The organism is Microbulbifer sp. ARAS458-1 (genome assembly GCF_045348205.1).
Classification (GTDB): Bacteria; Pseudomonadota; Gammaproteobacteria; order Pseudomonadales; family Cellvibrionaceae; genus Microbulbifer.
On sequence record NZ_CP155838.1, the window covers coordinates 1,377,600 to 1,394,841 of the forward strand.

General features: G+C 57.4%; 13 protein-coding genes. 8 read left to right on the forward strand and 5 right to left on the reverse strand.

Annotated features, from left to right (window positions below; all coding sequences use genetic code 11):
- The first annotated feature begins 56 nt into the window (after positions 1-56).
- The 4 genes from AAFH99_RS05490 to msrQ all read left to right on the forward strand — a co-directional run bounded on the left by AAFH99_RS05490 (position 57) and on the right by msrQ (position 4,204).
- Positions 57-665, forward strand: a complete 609-nt coding sequence (locus tag AAFH99_RS05490; protein WP_043320760.1) for a MarC family protein — start codon at positions 57-59, stop codon at positions 663-665.
- A 98-nt stretch (positions 666-763) separates the two neighbouring features.
- Positions 764-2,491 carry a YbaL family putative K(+) efflux transporter gene (gene ybaL / locus AAFH99_RS05495; RefSeq protein ID WP_043320761.1) on the forward strand — a complete coding sequence of 576 codons (1,728 nt, stop codon included), beginning with the start codon at positions 764-766 and terminating at the stop codon, positions 2,489-2,491.
- Between the two features lie 100 nt (positions 2,492-2,591).
- On the forward strand, positions 2,592-3,593 hold the full coding sequence (gene msrP / locus AAFH99_RS05500) for a protein-methionine-sulfoxide reductase catalytic subunit MsrP (protein ID WP_406828905.1): 1,002 nt from the start codon (positions 2,592-2,594) through the stop codon (positions 3,591-3,593).
- Positions 3,593-4,204: a protein-methionine-sulfoxide reductase heme-binding subunit MsrQ gene (msrQ, locus tag AAFH99_RS05505; RefSeq protein ID WP_406828906.1), complete on the forward strand. Its 612-nt coding sequence runs from the start codon at positions 3,593-3,595 to the stop codon at positions 4,202-4,204. Before msrP ends, msrQ begins: the two co-directional genes overlap by 1 nt.
- Before the next feature lie 7 nt (positions 4,205-4,211).
- Here the strand turns inward: msrQ and pstB are convergent, their stop codons facing one another.
- The 4 genes from pstB to pstS (AAFH99_RS05525) all read right to left on the reverse strand — a co-directional run bounded on the left by pstB (position 4,212) and on the right by pstS (AAFH99_RS05525) (position 8,165).
- Positions 4,212-5,024 carry a phosphate ABC transporter ATP-binding protein PstB gene (pstB, locus tag AAFH99_RS05510; RefSeq protein WP_043320764.1) on the reverse strand — a complete coding sequence of 271 codons (813 nt, stop codon included), beginning with the start codon at positions 5,022-5,024 and terminating at the stop codon, positions 4,212-4,214.
- 8 nt (positions 5,025-5,032) lie between these two features.
- A complete protein-coding gene (gene pstA, locus AAFH99_RS05515; protein ID WP_197023892.1) occupies positions 5,033-5,938 on the reverse strand; it encodes a phosphate ABC transporter permease PstA in 906 nt (301 codons plus the stop codon).
- The gene (gene pstC, locus AAFH99_RS05520) at positions 5,935-6,909 is read right to left on the reverse strand and encodes a phosphate ABC transporter permease subunit PstC (protein ID WP_043320765.1); all 975 of its coding nucleotides are present in this window, start codon (positions 6,907-6,909) and stop codon (positions 5,935-5,937) included. Before pstC ends, pstA begins: the two co-directional genes overlap by 4 nt.
- A gap of 116 nt (positions 6,910-7,025) precedes the next feature.
- Complete coding sequence (gene pstS, locus AAFH99_RS05525) at positions 7,026-8,165, reverse strand: phosphate ABC transporter substrate-binding protein PstS (protein WP_406828908.1); 1,140 nt, start codon at positions 8,163-8,165, stop codon at positions 7,026-7,028.
- A gap of 309 nt (positions 8,166-8,474) precedes the next feature.
- Here pstS (AAFH99_RS05525) and pstS (AAFH99_RS05530) point away from each other — a divergent pair, with 309 nt between their 5' ends.
- Positions 8,475-9,602, forward strand: coding sequence for a phosphate ABC transporter substrate-binding protein PstS (gene pstS / locus AAFH99_RS05530; RefSeq protein ID WP_406828909.1), 1,128 nt, complete (start codon positions 8,475-8,477; stop codon positions 9,600-9,602).
- Positions 9,603-9,647: 45 nt separating this feature from the next.
- Here pstS (AAFH99_RS05530) and AAFH99_RS05535 read toward each other — a convergent pair whose 3' ends face one another.
- Complete coding sequence (locus AAFH99_RS05535) at positions 9,648-11,603, reverse strand: PhoX family protein (protein WP_406828910.1); 1,956 nt, start codon at positions 11,601-11,603, stop codon at positions 9,648-9,650.
- Positions 11,604-11,878: 275 nt separating this feature from the next.
- Between AAFH99_RS05535 and AAFH99_RS05540 the strand changes: the two genes are divergently transcribed.
- The 3 genes from AAFH99_RS05540 (at position 11,879) to AAFH99_RS05550 (ending at position 17,135) form a co-directional block, all read left to right on the forward strand.
- The gene (locus AAFH99_RS05540; RefSeq protein ID WP_406828911.1) at positions 11,879-14,035 is read left to right on the forward strand and encodes a TonB-dependent receptor plug domain-containing protein; all 2,157 of its coding nucleotides are present in this window, start codon (positions 11,879-11,881) and stop codon (positions 14,033-14,035) included.
- A 314-nt stretch (positions 14,036-14,349) separates the two neighbouring features.
- Positions 14,350-16,143, forward strand: coding sequence for a phytase (locus AAFH99_RS05545; RefSeq protein WP_406828912.1), 1,794 nt, complete (start codon positions 14,350-14,352; stop codon positions 16,141-16,143).
- 77 nt (positions 16,144-16,220) lie between these two features.
- Complete coding sequence (locus AAFH99_RS05550; protein ID WP_051687403.1) at positions 16,221-17,135, forward strand: aldo/keto reductase family oxidoreductase; 915 nt, start codon at positions 16,221-16,223, stop codon at positions 17,133-17,135.
- The last annotated feature ends 107 nt before the right edge of the window (positions 17,136-17,242 follow it).

Genomic DNA, 17,242 nt, shown 5'->3' on the forward strand with positions numbered 1-17,242 from the left:
TTATGGAATCATGTCCTCTATTTCTTCGATACTAGCACGGGCTAACAGGCAACCACTTGAACGATTGGATCAGCAGCTTTGTCTTTTTCTTTGCCGTCATTGACCCGGTGGGCACACTGCCGGTGTTTATCGCGGTAACTTCCCGCCATTCTGAGTGGCAGCGGCGCAAAATCGCATTGCTGGCGGTTGGCGTGGCTACGGGTATCCTGACGTTTTTCCTGTTGGTCGGGCAGTATCTGCTGGAAACCGTTGGGGTGCCCCTGTCCGCATTCCAGGTGGCGGGCGGCATCGTACTGTTCCTCTTCGCCCTGACCATGATCTTCGGGGAGGGCAAGCCGGAAAGTGAGGTGGAGATCATTCGCGATGGTCGTGAAACCGCTATTTTCCCCCTTGCCGTGCCCTCCATTGCCTCACCTGGGGCCATGCTGGCTGCGGTAGTGCTGACGGACAATCACCGTTTTGACCCCATCCACCAGGTAAAATCCGCCACCGCCATGCTTGCGGTCTTGGGTATCGTCCTGGTATTGCTGTTGGCGGCAAACTGGATCTATCGCTGGATCGGCGACTCCGGAGCCAGTATTGTCAGTCGCGTAATGGGGTTGATTCTCGCCTCTGTCGCCACAACCAATGTGTTGGTTGGGCTGCAACAGTTCTTTATGACCTGATTTTCCTTGGCAGCTGAACTGCCGCACAATTCTAAAACGCCGAACAACGGACGGTGCACTTTGTGGTGCCCGTAAAAAATGAGTTCTCAGGAGGGGGTTTGCACCACGATATTGCACTGATCACAACCATTTCTGTCGCCTTGGGCCTGGCCCTGGTACTTGGGTTTATCGCCGTACGCCTGCGCATGCCAGCCCTGCTTGGCTACATGATCGCCGGTATCCTGATTGGCCCGGCGACCCCGGGGTTTGTGGCGGACGTAACACTGTCGCAGCAGCTGGCGGAAATTGGTGTCATTCTGCTGATGTTCGGAGTGGGCCTGCATTTTTCACTCAAGGATCTGATGGCGGTGCGCCGCATTGCCATCTTCGGCGCCGTCGCTCAGATTTTGGTGGCGACCGCCCTCGGTGCCGCTGTCGCACAGTGGTGGGGGTGGAGTATTGGGGCCAGCGTGGTATTTGGCCTGGCGTTATCGGTGGCGAGTACCGTGGTGCTGTTGCGGGGGCTGGAATCGAGAGGCCTTCTCGATAGCCAGAACGGACGCATTGCGGTGGGCTGGTTGATCGTAGAAGACCTGGTCATGGTGTTTGCCCTGGTTCTGCTGCCGGCACTGGCGGGCTGGCTCGGGGGGGCGGTGGATGCTCAGGACGCCGGCGCGCACGCCGGGACTGGTAGCGAAGCAACTCTGCTGGTTACCGTTGCCCTGACCCTGGGCAAGGTGGCGATATTCATTGCGCTGATGTTGCTCGGTGGCAAGCGGTTTTTCCCTTGGTTGCTGTGGCAGGTGGCACGCACCGGTTCCCGTGAACTGTTTACCCTTGGGGTGATTGCCATTGCCATGGGGATCGCCTATTTCTCCTCGATTATCTTTGGTGTGTCTTTTGCACTGGGTGCATTTTTTGCCGGCATGGTATTGCGGGAGTCCGCTCTCAGCCATCGCGCGGCGGAAGAGTCGCTGCCCCTGCGCGATGCCTTTGCGGTGCTGTTCTTTGTATCGGTGGGAATGCTGTTCGACCCGGCCATGCTGGTCGAGGAGCCTCTGCGGGTGCTCACCGTGGTGGCGATCATTGTTTTCGGTAAGACCCTCGCGGCCTTCGTGCTGGTACTGCTGTTCCGCTACCCGCTGAATACGGCGTTTACCGTTTCCGCGAGCCTGGCACAGATCGGTGAGTTTTCTTTTATTCTCGCGGCCCTCGGCGCCTCTCTGGGCCTGCTGCCGGACCAGGGACAGAACCTGATCGTTGCCGGCGCGCTGATCTCAATTGCACTCAATCCATTGTTGTTCAATCTGATTGAGCCCGCCCAGCGCTGGATACGCAGCCGCTCCCGGCTCGCGCGGTTTATGGAGCGCACCGACGATCCGCTGGCAGAGTTGCCGATGACCACGGATCTTCGCTCCCTTACCGGGCACGCACTGATAGTGGGGTATGGCGGACTTGGCAGTCATATCGGGACGCAATTGCGCAACACCGGGATGTCTGTGGTCGTGGCGGATATCCAGCGTGAGCGGGTTGAACAACTGCGCGCGCAGGGGATCCCGGCGGTCTGCGGTGACGCGGCGGATGAGGAGGTTCTGATTCAGGCACATGTGGCGCGCGCACGGATGCTGATCATTACGCTACCGGATACGGTGCGCACCCAGAAGATGATGGCGACGGCGAAGTTGTTGCGACCGGAGATCAGTATCCTGGTGTGTGCGGAAAACGAAGAGGTAGAGCCGCTGTTGCGCAAGGAGGGGGCTACCGCAGTATTTATTGGCGAGCGGGAGCTCGCGAGCAATATGGGCAATTTTGCGGTCCAACGTCTGGCATCGGAGGCGGAAGCCTGATTGCTTACCCCGCGAGGGGTGAAAATCTCGCGGCACAGTGTAAGAACCGGCCTGCGATGACGACAAACACCCAGACGTGTCAGATCTCAGGAGAACCACAGTGCTGATCAAATCACCCCCTCGCCATCAGCTGTCTGAACAGCAGGTCACTCCTGAATCCGCTTATGTTTCCCGGCGCCGTGTGATTTCGGGGCTTGGCGCCGGCATCGGCAGCCTGCTGCTCGCCGGTAACGCCCGCGCACTGGACCTGTTTGGTGGCGAGCCGGACAAGGCCGCCCCCCGCAAGCCGCTCGCCTTCACGCCGCAGAAACCCGCCCCGGACCTGGTCCTCACCCCGCAGGCCAAGGTCATCAGCCACAACAACTTCTACGAGTTCGGGACCGGCAAAACCGATCCTGCGGAAAACAGTCAGGGGCTGAAAACCGAACCCTGGACGCTTACCGTGGAAGGGGAAGTGGAAAAGCCCGGCACCGTAGATGTGTGGAAGCTGATGGGGGAGATTGGCCTGGAAGAGCGCATTTACCGCATGCGCTGCGTGGAGGCCTGGTCCATGAACATTCCCTGGGTGGGCTTTGAGCTTGGCAAGTTCCTCAAGCGTTTTGCGCCGACAAGCCGCGCCAGGTATGTCGCCTTCGAAACACTGTACGACCCGCAACAAATGCCCGGGCAGCGCAATCGCTACATCGGCGGTGGCGTGGACTATCCCTATGTGGAGGGCTTGCGGATTGATGAGGCCATGCACCCGCTCACTATTCTTTCGGTGGGGCTTTATGGAAAAGCCCTGCCGCCCCAGAACGGCGCCCCCATTCGTCTTGTGGTTCCGTGGAAATACGGCTTCAAGGGTATCAAGTCCATCGTCAAAATCAGACTGCTTGAACAGATGCCGCCCACCAGTTGGAACAGGCTGGCGCCGCAGGAGTATGGTTTCTATGCCAATGTGAATCCCAAGGTGGATCACCCGCGCTGGTCCCAGGCCAGCGAGCGGTTTATTGGCCCGGGCGGTCTATTCGCGGTGAAGCGACAGCCGACCCTGCCGTTTAATGGTTACGCAGAAGAGGTCGCATCCCTGTACAGCAATATGGATTTGAGGAAGTTTTACTAGTGACGGGGCAGTGGAAAAAGCCCGTTGTCTCCGGCCTGCAGGTCGCTGTGCATATCGGCGCTTTGCTGCCGCTGCTGTGGCTGTTTGTCGCCATCAACCAGGGACGACTCGGCGGCGATCCGGTCAAGGAGCTGATTCACTACCTGGGTATGGGCACCATTCGCCTGCTGCTGCTTACCCTGCTGGTTTCACCACTGGCAAAAACGCTGCACTTCGGCCAGCTGAATCGATTGCGCCGCCCTCTCGGGCTCTGGTGTTTTGCCTGGGCCACCCTGCACTTTACCGCCTGGCTGGCACTGGATCTTGGTCTCGACTGGTCACTGATCGGTGCGGAGCTGATCAAGCGCAGCTATATTTTGCTGGGCTTTTTTGCCTGGCTGATTCTGCTGGCACTGGCGGTAACCTCCGTTCCCACGCTGCTCAAAAAAATGGGGCGCAACTGGAAGAAGCTGCACGGCCTGCTCTACCTTGTGGTGGTTCTGGCCTGCTGGCATTTCTGGTGGTCGGTAAAAAGTGGCTGGATCGAGCCGGCCATCTACGCGGCGGTGGCACTGGCGCTGATGGCCTGGCGACGCCAGGCCGTGGTGCGGTGGGTGAAAAGCTTCCGCTAATCACACGTCAGCTGAATTCGCCGGAGATATATTCCTTGGTCAGGGTCTGCTGCGGGTTCTCAAATACCTGCTCGGTATTACCCATCTCGACCAGATAACCGGTGCGCCCGCCCTGGGAGATATCCACAGAGAAGAATGCCGTGTTGTCCGCCACGCGCATGGCCTGCTGCATATTGTGGGTCACGATGGCGACGGTGTAGCGATTTTTCAGTTCGAGCATCAGCTCTTCGATCTGGCGAGTGGCGATGGGGTCAAGAGCAGAGCAGGGCTCGTCCATCAGTAGCACCTCCGGCTCCGAGGCAATGGCGCGGGCAATGCACAGGCGCTGTTGCTGTCCACCGGACAGCGATAGACCGCTGGCCTTCAGTTTGTCCTTCACCTCATCCCACAGGGCCGCGCGCTTCAGTGCCTTCTCGACCTTCTTGTCCATGTCCCCCTTGAACTTGTTCAGCTTGAGACCGAAGGCCACATTCTCGTAAATACTCATGGAGAAAGGGTTCGGCTGCTGAAACACCATGCCGATATAGCGACGTACCACCACCGGATCTACATCCTTGGCATAGATATCCTGACCGTGATAGCGCACCTGGCCTTCAAAGCGGAATGTCTGAATCAGGTCGTTCATCCGGTTCAGGCAGCGCAACACCGTGCTTTTGCCGCAGCCAGAGGGTCCGATAAAGCCGGTAATCTTTTTTTGCTCAATGGGGATTTTGCTGTCCCGCACGGCGAGAAAGTCACCGTAGTGAATTTTGTCGATCTGGCAATCGATAACGGTTTCCGAGGGCGCCGTGTCGGCGGCTTGACTGCGAGGTAGGCTCATTTCCGTGCTCAGTTTTTCTTGCGGCTGATTGCGCGGGCAAACAAATTGAAGATCAATACGATAATTACCAGCACCAGTGACGCGGTCCACGCCAGCTCGATCTGGTTGTCAAAGGGCATTCCCGAAAAGTTGTAGATCAGCACCGACAGTGAGGCGGTGGGTTCATTCATATGGGAAAGGTAATAGTTGCTGAACAGGGCGGTAAACAGTAGCGGCGCTGACTCGCCGGCTGCGCCGGCCACTGCCAGCATGACGCCGGTCATGATGCCGGGCAGCGCCGTGGGCAGGGTAATTTTCCACATCACCTGTGTGGGGGTGCAGCCCATACCATAGGCGGCGTCGGTCATGCGTTTGGGGACCTGGCCGAGGGCTTCTTCGGCGGCGATGATAATGGTGGGCAGCATCAGCACCGCAAGTGCGACACCACCGGCCAGTGCCGAGTAGCCAAATTTGATGACCAGTACCGCATACACAAACACACCGGAAAGTATCGACGGGAACCCGGTGAGTACCTTGGCGGTAAAGTGGGCCCCACGGGCAAGCTTGCTTTCTTTGCCCAGTATTTTGATCGAGATGGCGGTGAGTATACCCATGGGAACCGCGATGGTACTGGCGATAGCTACCATGACCAGAGTGCCGATAATTGCGGGGCCGATTCCGCCGCCCATTTCGAACCCCGCCGGAGGCAACTCGGTAAGCACCGGTAGGAGCTCACTGAACAGTCGCGCACCGCCGTGTTTCAGCAGCATATAGATAATGGACAGCAGCGGAATGGCAGCGATCAGGGCCAGCAGCCACACCATACCGCTGAACACGCTGTTGCCGAGGGAGCGGCTCTCGAAGGGTTCGCGCTTGAGATTGAGGCCTTTCCAGCCTTCCTTGCGCAGCTGTTTGGGCGTCTTCAGGTCCTTCACTTGCTGCCCTCGAATTTACGCATGGTGAGCTGCTGGATATACAGGCCTCCGAGGTTGACCAGGAAAGTGATCAGCAGCAGCACCAGCGCCGCGTACATCAGTGCCTGTACTTCCACGCCGCCCGCTTCGGGGAAACTGGAAGCCATCAGCGATGCCAGGGTGTTGGCAGGAGAAAACCACGACAGGCTGATCTGGTTACTGTTGCCGATCAGCATGGCCAGGGCCATGGTTTCGCCGAGAGCGCGGCCAAAGCCAAGCACCAGTGCAGCGAGTAACCCGGATGACGCGGTAGGCAGCAGTACCTTGAAGATCGCTTCTGCACGGGTAGTGCCCATACCGTAAGTCGCTTCTTTGACTTTTGCCGGGATCTGGCGGAACGCATCCACAGAGATGGCGGCGACGGTAGGCAGAATCATCACCGCCAGAACCAGTGCCGCCGGCGCCATACCGGGGCCACTCAGTTCCGTACTGAAAAACGGGAACCAGCCAAAGTGTTCGTGCAGCCAGTGCGCCACCGGGCGCAGTAGGGGAATCAGCACATAGATACCCCATAGACCGTATACCACCGAGGGAATGGCCGCGAGTAATTCCACCGTCAGGCGAAAGACACTGGCAATCTTGGCGTGAATGAAATCCTGGGTAAGAAAAATGGCAATGGTCACGCCGAGGATACCGCCCCAGATCAATGCCAGGATGGAGCTGTACAGGGTGCCCCAGACTTCGGGTAGGACGGCAAACTGCTGTTTATTCACATCCCAGGTGGTGCCGGTAAGAAATCCGAAGCCATATTTTTCCATGGCGGGGATAGCCTGTTTGCCGATCATCCACAGGATAAACAGGATCAGTAGAATAATGGACCAGGCGCAGGCAATGGAGAAAAAGCGAAAGCCCACATCTCCGTATATTTCACTATTGCCCGGGGGGCGAGTAATGCCCTTGCCGATTTTTTCTTTGAATAGCGCTCTGGACATGCCGGATTCTGGAGCTCTGAATATTAAATGGTTCAATAAATAGAATGCCCCGGCCGGTCTGTCCGGAACGGGGCATTAGCTGTTTCTCATTGTGGCAGATGTTTATGTAGCCACTATTACTGGATGTGCTTTGCGGCTTCGCGCACTTTCGCGCGTACATTTTGCGGCAGCGGAATGTAGCCGAGGCTATCGGCCTGGTCCTGAGCCTCATCACTCAGCATATATTCCACCAGTTTTTGCATCGCCGCGGCTTTCTCGTCGTCCTGATCGGCGTAAACCAGTAACCAGGTAAAGCTGGCGATGGGGTACGCATTTGCACCTTCGGGATCGTTTACCCAGACAATCAGGTTTGGAATCTCGGTACCCGGGAGCGTAGCCTGTGGGAATTTGGCGCTGGCCAATGCGGCGACGCCAGCTTCCGGCCCAGGGGATACGAACGCACCGGCCTTGTTCTGCAACTGGGCTACCGGCAGGCCGGTTAACTTGGCAAAGCCATACTCGACATAGCCGATGGCTCCAGGGGTCTGTTTTATTTGCGCCGCAATACCATCATTCTTCGGTGCTTTGACGAAGTTGGCACTGTTCGGCCAGTTGGGCGCCTTGGCCTGTCCTACGGCGGATTTGAAATCAGCATTGACGGCACTCAGGTGACCGGTAAATACGTAGGAGGTACCGGAAGAGTCCGAGCGGGTAACTACGGTGATCTTCGTATCGGGAAGTTCGACGCCGGGGTTGGCCGCAGCGATCTTCGGGTCATTCCAGCGGTCGATTTTGCCGAGGAATATATCCGGATACACATCCCGGGGCAGTTTCAGTTCACTGACACCCTGAAGATTGTAAGCCAGTACCACTTCGCCCGCGGTCATCGGCAGTAGCACCGCGCCCTTCTGTACCTTGGCTATTTCATCTTCTTTCATTGCGGCATCGGATGCGGCGAAATCCACCACGCCGTTAATGAAGTCCTGAATGCCCGCTCCACTTCCCTTGGCCTGGTAATCCACGCGAATCCCACCTTCTTTGCGCGAGAAGTCCTTGAACCACTTGGAGTAAATGGGGAAGGGGAAACTGGCACCGGAACCGTTGAGTTGCACATTACCGCCACTGGAAGATTTATCCCCACCCGTGGAATCCGAGCTGCTTTTACCATCGGAGGAACCACCGGAGCAGGCAGTAATCATCGTCGCGGTAAGAAGTATTCCGGTGCCAGCGCACAGCGCGCGATTGAAGCGTTTCAGGAATGATAGCGTGAACATCATGCTAGGCCTTTTGGTGAATGTGGATAGCATCCGTGAACAGAGCTACGTCAGGTGGATTCGTGCGACATGAGACGGAATAGAGCGCACACCCGTAGATACTAGTTAAACCAGCGTGCAAGGTGCACAAAGATTGTTGCAAGTTTGTGAACTTGTACAGGGATGCCAATTTAACCGTCAATTGTTACCGCGGTATGACCGATTTATTGCGGGCATTTGATTTTGCTGGTGATACGGATTGGATTTGCCTGTCCAGGCTCAGGCCTTTGCTATACAGAGTGCTGACGAAAGAGAAATATAAATGGTACCCGGATGAACGAGCGTGGAAAGGTGGCTCCCAATCGTACGTTGCGTCTGATATTACTGATGGCTTTTCTCGCTGTATTGATCGCGGCGGGTATTTCGCTGTTCAAGGATATCTCGCAGGGAAGGCACGATGACGATATGGATGGGCGTGCCCGCGTTGTAGGTGCCGGAGCAAGCTTTCCTGCGCCACTTTACGAGCGCTGGTTCAAGGAACTCTACAGCAGAGACCAGAAATATCAGGTGGATTATCAGAGCGTGGGTAGCGCGGCTGGTATCACCAATTTCCTCCAGGGTCGGGTAGATTTCGCCGGCTCCGATTATCCGCTGGAAGATGCGAGCACAGCGCGGGTGGATGGCGGTGTGCTGCAGCTACCCATGGCCGCCGGCGCAATTGTATTTATCTACAATCTGGAGGGAGTGGCGGAGCTGAAGCTCTCCCGCGATGTGCTGGCAAAAATACTGCTTGGCGAGATTCGCCGCTGGAATGATCCACAGGTGCAAAAAAATAACCCTGAAGCAGACCTGCCGGACCAGAAAATAACGCTTGTGGCACGCGCCGAAGCCAGTGGCACGACGCTGCATATGAGCAGGCACATCGAGGCGTATAGTAAGTCTTTTGCTGAAAGAATTGGCGCGTCGAAAGATCCGCAGTGGCCATCTGAGCTGAAAGAAAGCGGAAGCCTGATACGCGCGCGAGGCAATGCCGGTATCGCCAGAATGGTGGGTTCGGTGCCCGGTGCGATCGGCTACGTGCAGTACGCCTATGCGGAAAATTCCAAACTCCCTATGGCATTGCTGGAAAATCGCGCTGGCAATATGGTCGCGCCTGGGCCGGCGAGCTTCCAGTCCGCACTGGTCAGTTTCGAAGGGCGGCTTACCAGGCAGAACATTGCCGACCCCGAAGGGGTAAACGGGTATCCGATCATCAGCTTCTCCTGGCTGATTATGCGCAAATCCTACCGCAACCCGGATGTGTACCCGGTAATGAGTGCGATGGTTCACTACGGCCTGGGTGAGGGCCAGGAAGTCGTGGAGGAGATGGGCTACATCCCCTTCCCGGAAAGTGGCCGCAGGAAACTTCTCGAGTATTTCGATTCCCGCGGCGCCAGCGGGCCGCTACCCCAGCCGCAATAATGCACCACAGCGGTCGCTGCCCGTGAGCTGACTGCGCATGGACGGTCAGCTGCCGACGCTGCCCCCGTCGTTGCGGCGGATCGCAAGCACCGATGGACGCGGCGGCAGTTTGGGATCGTTGTCCGGCCAGCGGTGCAGGGGGTTGTCGAAGGTGGAATTGTCCGCATCCGCTGGGTGTTGTACCGCGACGAACAGGGTTTTTCCGTCTGGAGTGAATTCGGGGCCGCAGATTTCACCGCCTACCGGGCAACCGAAAAAGTGCTTCGGCGCTGCGCGCAGCTCACCTTCCGTTGCCATGGCCCAGAGGCCATCGTGAAAACCGAAATCTTCGCAGCCGTCTGTCGCGATCCACATGTTTCCCCGTTGATCAAAGGCGACATTGTCCGGGTTGGCAAACCAGCCATGGGCGGAGATATTGCCCGCTTGCTGTTGACCATAGGCGCCGCGTTCTGCCGGGTGTTCCGCATTGGGGTTACCGCCCAGTAGAAAGGTGTTCCACTGAAAGGTATCACTGGCGTGGTCGCGCAACCCGCTGCGCCCGGGCGGCACGATTTCCAGCACGTGGCCGGCGGTATTGCGCGCGCGCGGGTTGGCCGGATTTTCATCTCCGGGCTTACGCTTTTTGTTTTTGGTGAGCATGACATAGGTGCAGTCATTCACCGGGTTGGTTTCGACATCTTCCGGGCGGTCCATGGGGGTGGCCCCCATCAGCCTGGCAGCGCGGCGGCAGTCGATCAGTACATCCGCCTGATTGCGGAAGCCATTCTCCGGGGTGAGTGGGCCCTGCCCAAAAACCAGCGGCAGCCAGGTACCGACGCCACCTTCCTTGAACTGGCCAGCGTACAGCGTGCCGTCGGTCAGCAGTTTACGGTTGTGGGTGTTTTCCCCAGGGCGGTAAACATCGCTGGAGACGAAGCGGTACACAAACTGGTGTTCGTCGTCATCGCCGCCGTAAGCCACGATGGGCTCGCCGGGCTTGCTTACCACGGTAAAGCCTTCGTGTTCAAAACGACCGAGACCGGTCAGCTTGCGGGGCTTGGACTCCGGATCATAGGGGTCGTATTCCACCATCCAGCCGAAGCGATTGGGCTCGTTGGGTTCCATTGTGATATCAAAGCGGCGATCGTAGTCACCCCAATTGCGGTTACCTTCCTCGATACCGAACCCGTGGTGATTACGCGCTTCTACCTCATCCGCCACATTGTCGGGGTCGCCCTGAAAGGCGCCGCCAAAGCCTTCTTCGGCAATCAGCACCGTCCCCCAGGGTGTTTTTCCGCCAGCGCAGTTACCCACAGTGCCGTACACCTGAGTGCCGCTGGGGTCTTCACTGGTTTGCAGGCGCTTATCGCCGGCGGCGGCACCGACGATATCCATCGCAGTGGTCAGGGTAATGCGTCGGTTGTAGGGGCTGCCCAGTACCGGCTGCCAGCCCTGCGCGGTCAGCTCGATCTCGACCACGCTGTGTCCACAGGCCTGTTGTTCGATGGCGATGTGCGCATCACTGGTGCCTCGGACCGAACTGTCTTCCGTATAGCCAGCAAACATCAGGTGCGGCTGGGTGTACTCGTGGTTGACACACAGCAGGCCGCGCTCGCTGTTGCTGCTCAGGCTGTGCTTGTCGCCTTCGCCGGGTGCGGCGTCCGCGGCCAGAGGCATAAACGCGATGAAATCATTGTTGTATCCGAAACGGCGCGACTGTTCTCTCGCGTCGAGCTTGTCCGGGGTGAAAGCTTCTGCAAACGCGTCCAATGGATCGCCCCAGCGCAGCAGCAGATCGGCGCTGTAGCCCTCCGGCAGGTGATGTTTGAAATCCAGTGCGTGAGGGATCTCTTTGAAACTGAGGTTTTCACTGCCTCGGTTATTGGTTTCTGTGCCGCAACCGGGAAGCAGAGATGCGCCGGTGGTGGCCGCGGTGGCGGCGCCAAGGGCCTTGAACAGGGTGCGACGCGTCAGGCTGGCGGGCTGCTCCTTGGAAATGACTTCTTCTTTGTGGCTTGTCATAAATTATTCACCATTCAGTTCTCTTCCCCGGCAGGCCCGGGTAATCGGTCAGAAGCGTCTGCCGTACCTGCATTATCGGAGATGGTTCGCGATTTCGAAGGCAAGGTTACAGGCGCTATATGACAAATTTAAAAAAACGGTAACGCAAATTTCACATGCCAAGTCTAGCCTGCGCGCACAAATCAACAGGCCGGACCTGGCAATGCACGTCATGACACCGGTCGACCACTGCTTCTTGTACAAAAAATCCAATTCCTTAATGGGGACGGGGAACTATGACTAAGCCTGTATTTAATTTGAAGATGGTGGCGCCTCTTGCCGCGGCTATCATCAGCGTCAACGCCGCTGCCCAGAGCGCAGCTAATGAATCTGTAGCCATGAGCGCAAGCTCCGGTGTCGAGGAGATTGTGGTAACCGGCACAAACGTGTACCGCGATCGTACCGACGATATCAACCCGACACTGTCTTTCGATCTGGATTTCTTTCAGCGCTTTGAGCCGCTGACGGTTGGTGAGATGCTCAAGCGCACCCCGGGTGTTGCCTTCACTTCTGACGTTCTTGAGTACGACGCCGTACAGCTGCGTGGTATGAACGCCGAGTACACTGAAGTTCTGATCAATGGCCGTCCGATCCCCGGCCAGGGCGCTGACCGCACCTTCTTTGTTGACCGTATCCCGTCCGAGCTGGTTGAGCGTATCGAAATTATCCGCTCTCCGTCGGCGGACATGACTTCTCAGGGCGTCGCTGGCTCTCTGAACGTGATCTTGAAAGATGGCGCCAAGCTGGAAGGTATTACTACCCGCCTGGGCAGCACCTACTACGCCGACTCCGAAGACTTCCGCACCATTGGCTCCGCTGCCATCGCGCACGCCGGTGAGAGTTATGACTTCTGGCTGGGTGCGAATATCCAGGAACGCTTCAACCCAAAGCGTAAGACCGAAGCCTACTTCGATGAGGAAGCACTGGAAGGTTATGCCTTCGAAGAAGATACCCGTGACGGCAACGATAATTCTCTGAACGGTTCTCTCGGTCTCCAGCTGGATGACACCTCCGAGGTACGATTTAACGCCTACTACGTCTTCACCGACCGCACCGAAAACGAGCTGGTTACCGAATACGAAGGTGATGTGATCAGCCGTAGCGAGGGTGACCTGGTAGCGATCTCCACTCAGGAAGAGCAGATTGACCAGACCAGCTGGGGTATCGACGGTGTGTACGTTACCGCGTTGGGTTCCGGTGAGCTGGAGCTTTCTGCGGCTCTCTCCCAATTCAAGGAAGACACCGTCAACTTCGAAACTGAGGAAGAGTTTGACGACGGTGTTTCCGAAGGTGTGGAAGAGGGCGATGAGGTTCTGTTTATCGAGGACAAGAACTACTCCCTAGAAGGCAGCTATAAAATCGCGCTGGGTGCGACCGAGCTGAAGACCGGCCTTTCCTATGGCGCCAGCGAGCGTTCTGGTCTGCAGGCCGGTTTCTTCGACGTGGATGCGGACATCGAGGAAACTCGTGTCGCTCCATACGCCAAGCTGACCTTTGATATGGCAGAAAACCTCAGCCTGGAAGGCGGTCTGCGTTATGACATCTACGAGCGCGAAGTCTCTAACGAAGACGGCAGCGCAAAAAGCGACAGTAATGAACTACTGCCATCCATGAGCCTGCGTTGGGACATGGATGATGATAACCGTGTGACGGCCTCTGTTGCACGTACCCTGCGTCGCCCGGAGTTCGATCTGGTTTCTCCGTTTGAAGAAGACGAGACTCCGGACGATGAAGACGTAACCATCGGTAATCCGGATCTGGCCTCTGAGCTGGCCTGGGGCTTCGACCTCGGCTTCGAGCACCGCCTGCCCGGTCGTGGTATCGTCGGTGTGAACTTCTTCTACCGCGATATCGACGACGTTATCGAGTTGACTGATACCGGTATCGAAACTGAAGCCGGTGGCGCGCTGTTTACGCCGATGAATGTGGGTAACGGTACTTCCCGCGGCGTCGAGTTTGATATCTCCATGCCGTTGGCGTTCATTGGGCTGGAAAACACCGGTTTCTATGCCAACTACGCTTACCTCGATTCTGAAATCAAAGATCCGTTTACCGGCGAAATGCGCACTTTCCGCAACCAGCCGGATTCCGTGTACAACATCAGCCTGACCCAGGACCTGCCGGGCTTTGGTGGCGCGGGTATCTCTTACCAGAAGCGCAGCGAATCCCTCGAAACCGAATTTGAGGAATACGTTATCACCGAATACGACGGCAACCTGGAAATGTTCGTCGAGTGGAATATTTCGGAGCAATCGGTTCTGCGCTTCAGTGGCACCAACCTGCTGGACCAGGAAAAGGTTGAGTACATTCGCGACTACGGTGAGCCGGTCAACGAAATCCAGTACGAAGACAGTACTCCGACTTACAGTCTGACTTGGCGTTCTGCGTTCTAAAGTCGGATTTATTTCGCAAAAGCCCGGTACCGGTGGAAGTCGGTACCGGGCTTTTTGCTATTTTTATATGTTGAACGGATATGTCACCTGTTTGCCACTTTACTGTCATGCTGTGAGTGTAAGTTGCTGCCAACGGTATTCACCCTGCCTGGGAAACTCGGATAGTCGATAAAACCATGTCATCAAAAACCCTTAAATTTGCCGGCTTACTGGCCGTCGCCGGTCTGCTCAGCGCTTGCGGCCCACAAACTGAGGCTCCCGCGAAGGCGCCAAAACCCATTCAATCACAATCGGCACTTGTGCTAAGCGACGTAGTGTCCAGCCAATTGGCACCACTCGTTCTGGCGGGGGAGGACTACCTGCTGCTGGCCAGCGAAAAACGCGGATTGGTACTGGTGAGCGCGAGTGGCGAAGAAAAGCTCGCACTGGATGGTGGTACCGTGGAGCGTTTTGCTTTACAGAAATTGGCTGAGGACAGCTGGCTGGTTGCGATGTACAACGAGGACAGTGCCGAGTTGCAGCTGCGCCTTGTGGATATGGAAGAGGGCAGCCCGCGTATTCGCTATCTGGCGGCAATGGCAACCAGCGCTCCCCAGGCGGCCATGTGCTTCTCCCGCCAGGGTGGCCGCACCCACCTGTTTGCAATCGATGAGAACGGGCTGGGACATGAATACGTGGTGCACCCGCGGGAACAGGCGTGGGAATTTACCGGTGTGCGCCCTCTGTATTTTGGTGAGCAGGTTTCTTCCTGTGTCGTGGACGACCGCAATGGAAAACTACTGGTGGCGCAACCGCCACTGGGGATCTGGAGCCTGAATGCGGATGCGGAAATGGATGAAGAGCGCGAAGTGTTCGCCGCCGCCGCGGACCTGTCGCAGGATGCATTCGGCGGCCTGTGGCTGGATGATGCCAGTGGCAACCTCTGGCTTACCGCTGGCGAGCGGGTACTGGCGTTCAATATCAATACTCCGCGCCAGGCACCGCACTTTGTGGAAACCCTGGCGGAGATCGAGCCGGTTTCTGCGGCGGTTCAGCAGGGGGCTTTACTTGCGCTGGCAGAAGAAAGTGATCAGGTGCATCGCTTTGCCATCACGCTGCCAGAGCCGGCTGCAGAAATACAGGCATTTCGCGGGCCAGTGGAAATTCCGCGCGTGCGTGCCAGCGGGCAGACCGCGCCGGTGGCTTCCGGTGGCGACGCTGCAGATGACCCGGCCATCTGGGTTAATCCGGTGAACCCGTCTGCCAGTCTGATTCTGGGCACCGATAAGAAGAGCGGTCTCAGTGTGTACGACCTGAATGGCAAGCTGCTGGAGCATTTTGCTGTCGGGCGGGTTAACAACGTCGATCTTCGCCCGATGCAGCACGGCAAATTCGTCGCCATCGCCGCGGCCAGTAACCGTACCGACCCTGGTGTCAGCCTGTTCGGGATCACCGCTGGCGGCGTGGTGGAGCACCTGGGGCTGCGCAATCTGGAGATGGATGATCCCTACGGGCTGTGTGTGTATCGCAAAGGGGCTGACCTGATGACCTGGGTGTCCGATAAAGAGGGCCCCTTGCAGCTTCTGCAGATCGTTCCCGGTACCGGCGATGTGGACTGGAGCCTCAAAAAGATCGCCTCGCTACCGGTGGCCAGTCAGGTGGAAGGCTGTGTGGTAGACGATGAGCAGCAGATGCTGTTCTTCGGTGAGGAAGATGGCGGTATCTGGCGCCTGGACATCGCGGCCTTTGCTGCCGGCGAAGCCAAGCCCCAGCTGATCGCGCCGGTCGATGGCGAACGTCTGGCGGCGGATGTGGAAGGCATGGGCTTTTATCACGCCAGTGACAAGAGCTACCTGGTGGTGTCCAGCCAGGGTAATAACAGCTACGCACTGTTCTCGCGCGACGGCAGCCAGTTTGTGGGCCACTTCAAGGTGGATATCAACCTGGATAAAAATCTCGACGGCAGCTCTGAAACCGACGGCCTGGAAGTCTCCAGTGCGGCGCTTGGCAGCCAGTACCCGCAGGGGCTGCTGGTGGTGCAGGATGGCCGCAATCGTATGCCCAGCCAGAGCCAGAACTTCAAGCTTGTTTCCTGGGCGGATATCGCCGAAACACTGAAGCTGCAGTAAGCCTGTACAGGGGAGGAACAAGCCCTCTCCCATATGTGCGAGAATCCGCCGGACTCTTCTGATCCGGCGGATTTTTTATGCAGCGCATTTCTTCCTCTCTCACGTCTGACCTTTCTTTTTCCCGCATCGCTTTTGGTCTTTGGCGCCTGACTGACTGGGGCTATTCCCCGGCCGAGCGTGTGTCGCTGTTTGAGCAGATGCTGGACCTGGGGGTGACAACCTTTGATCTTGCGGATATCTACGGGGACTATCGCTGCGAGCAGTTTTTTGGCGAGGCACTGAAGCTGCAACCACAATTGCGTGAGCGTATGGAGATTGTCAGCAAGTGCAGTATTCGCCTTGCGGGCGAGGCATCCGGTGCGCGCCTCAATCACTATGATACCAGTGCGGGGCATATCCGCTCGGCGGTAGAAACCAGCCTGCGGGATATGGGCATCGAGCAGATGGACTTGTTACTGCTGCACCGCCCGGATCCGCTGATGGATGCGGATGCGCTGGCCGGCGTTCTCGAGACCCTGGTGCAGGAAGGCAAGGTAAAACACCTCGGGGTTTCCAATTTCCATCCGCACCAGTTTGACCTGTTGCAATCCCGCCTTTCTTTACCCTTGGTCGCCAACCAGATCGAAGTTTCGCTACTGCATTCTCAGCCCATGTTTGACGGCCAGTTGGACCACTGCCAGCAACATAAAGTGATCCCCATGGCCTGGTCACCGTTTGCGGGCGGGCGCCTGTTCAGTGGCGACGACACAGACGCGACGCGCGTACAGCAGGAGCTGGCTCGCCTGAGTAAATCACTGGGGCTGGATGCGGAAAACGGCCCCATGCAATTGGCGCTGGCGTGGTTGCTGAAGCATCCCTCACACATGGTTCCGGTACTCGGTAGTGGAAATCCGAAGCGGCTGGTTGCGGCACTGGCTGCGTTGGAAATGGAGCTGGATCGAGAGGCGTGGTTTGAGTTGTTGCGTGCTGGGCGTGGCAGAGATGTGGATTAGTTTGAGTTTGGTGGTATTTCTTCTTGCGGCCCTTTGGTGGCGCCGGAGCACTGGGGTGTTGTATTTGGAACCGAGCTAGGCGCCCCCCTGTGAATACATCCCTGTAC

What these genes read in the sequence shown, in the direction of transcription:
- pstB (WP_043320764.1), bottom strand. Translation starts at nt 5,024, where the DNA reads ATGAGCCTACCTCGCAGTCAAGCCGCCGACACGGCGCCCTCGGAAACC.
- pstC (WP_043320765.1), bottom strand. Translation starts at nt 6,909, where the DNA reads ATGTCCAGAGCGCTATTCAAAGAAAAAATCGGCAAGGGCATTACTCGC.
- pstS (WP_406828908.1), bottom strand. Translation starts at nt 8,165, where the DNA reads ATGATGTTCACGCTATCATTCCTGAAACGCTTCAATCGCGCGCTGTGC.
- pstS (WP_406828909.1), top strand. Translation starts at nt 8,475, where the DNA reads ATGAACGAGCGTGGAAAGGTGGCTCCCAATCGTACGTTGCGTCTGATA.
- AAFH99_RS05535 (WP_406828910.1), bottom strand. Translation starts at nt 11,603, where the DNA reads ATGACAAGCCACAAAGAAGAAGTCATTTCCAAGGAGCAGCCCGCCAGC.
- AAFH99_RS05540 (WP_406828911.1), top strand. Translation starts at nt 11,879, where the DNA reads ATGACTAAGCCTGTATTTAATTTGAAGATGGTGGCGCCTCTTGCCGCG.
- AAFH99_RS05550 (WP_051687403.1), top strand. Translation starts at nt 16,221, where the DNA reads ATGCAGCGCATTTCTTCCTCTCTCACGTCTGACCTTTCTTTTTCCCGC.